The sequence below is a fragment of the Rhizobacter sp. P2_H2 genome (genome assembly GCF_056403375.1).
This window is the reverse complement of the sequence record NZ_JBFUFP010001226.1, coordinates 1-1,485: the sequence shown is the minus strand read 5'-3', so window position 1 is coordinate 1,485 and position 1,485 is coordinate 1. Positions and strand designations below refer to the sequence as shown.

1 protein-coding gene and 1 pseudogene are annotated in these 1,485 nt (G+C 70.2%); both read left to right on the top strand.

Going from position 1 to position 1,485, the window contains the following annotated elements:
* The coding region (locus tag AC1D15_RS31815; RefSeq protein ID WP_477829195.1) for an aminotransferase class III-fold pyridoxal phosphate-dependent enzyme at nt 1–756 on the top strand (756 nt) is incomplete at its 5' end.
* Nucleotides 753–1,485, top strand: a pseudogene (locus AC1D15_RS31810) (type III glutamate--ammonia ligase); the annotation flags it as partial. The gene AC1D15_RS31815 and the pseudogene AC1D15_RS31810, both read left to right, overlap by 4 nt.

Here is a 1,485-nt window from a genome sequence, read left to right as displayed (position 1 = left end):
GACACGCAGAAGGCGCTGCAGCACCTCTTCAAGGCCGACATCGAGCCCTCGCGCGTGGCAGCCATCGTGTTCGAGCCGGTGCAAGGCGAAGGCGGCTTCAACGTGATCCAGGCCGAGGCGCTGCGCTGGCTGCGCGCSCTGTGCGACSARCACGGCATSSTGCTGATMGCMGACGAGRTRCARACCGGCTTYGGCCGCACCGGCMRGCTGTTCGCGATGGAGCACTTCCCGGACGTGCAGCCGGACATCCTCGTCAGCGCGAAATCGCTGGCCGCCGGCCTGCCGCTGTCGGCGGTGACCGGGCGCGCCGAGATCATGGATGCGCCCGCCCCCGGTGGGCTCGGCGGCACCTATGCCGGCAACCCGCTGGCGATCGCCGCCGCGCATGCGGTGATCGGCGTGATGCACGACGAGCAGCTGCCGGCGCGCGGCCAGACGCTCGGCGACCGGCTGAAGGCGGTGCTGAACGACATGCGGGCGGCCGTGCCGCAGATCGTCGACGTGCGCGGGCTGGGTGCGATGGTGGCGGTGCAGTTCAACCGCGCCGGCAGCGATGAGCCCGATGCCGCGTTCACGAAACAGGTGCAGGCCGAGGCGCTGCAGCGCGGGCTGATCCTGCTGAGCTGCGGCGTCGATGCCAACGTGATCCGCTTCCTGTTCCCGCTGACGATTCCCGACGCGCACTTCACCGAGGCGATCGGGATCCTGCAGGCGTCGCTGCGGGCTGCCGGTGTTGTGGCAACAGCCGCTGCATGAAAGAACTCCGCGAGCGCCTGCAAGCCGAAGGCGTCCACACGCTGATCGCGCAGTTCACCGACGTGCACGGCGTCGCGAAGGGCAAGTACGTGCCGCTCGCACATCTTGAGAGCCTGCTGGCCGAAGGCGCGGGCTTTGCCGGCCCGTCGATCTGGGGCACCGGGCTGCCGCGCACCGGCCCGCGTTCGGAGTACTACGGCCGCGGCCAGCCCGAGACGGCCCGCGCGCTGCCGTGGATGCCCGGCTATGCGCGCATCGTCTGCGACGGCTTCGTGGCCGGCGAGCCGTTCGACGCCTGTCCGCGCCAGGTGCTGAAGCGCCAGGTGGCGCGGCTGGCTGAACGCGGCTGGCTGCTCCGCACCGGCATCGAGCCGGAGTTCTTCCTGCTGCGCCGCACGGCCGATGGCGGCATCGCCCCGGCCGATGCGCACGACGCGCTCGACAAGCCGTCGTACGACCTGAAGACGCTGCCGCGCCAGGCCGCCTTGCTGCACGAACTCGCCGCGGCGCTGACCGCCTGCGGCCTCGACGTGTTCCAGGTCGACCATGAAGACGCCCACGGCCAGTACGAGCTGAACTTCCACCATGCCGAGGCGCTCGCGAGTGCCGACCACCTGATGCTGTTCAAGATGGCGGCGCAGGCGCTGGCCGAGCGGCACGGCAGCATCTTCTCGATGATGCCGAAGCCGTTCGCGAACCAGCCGGGCAGCGGCATGCACTTCCATGTGT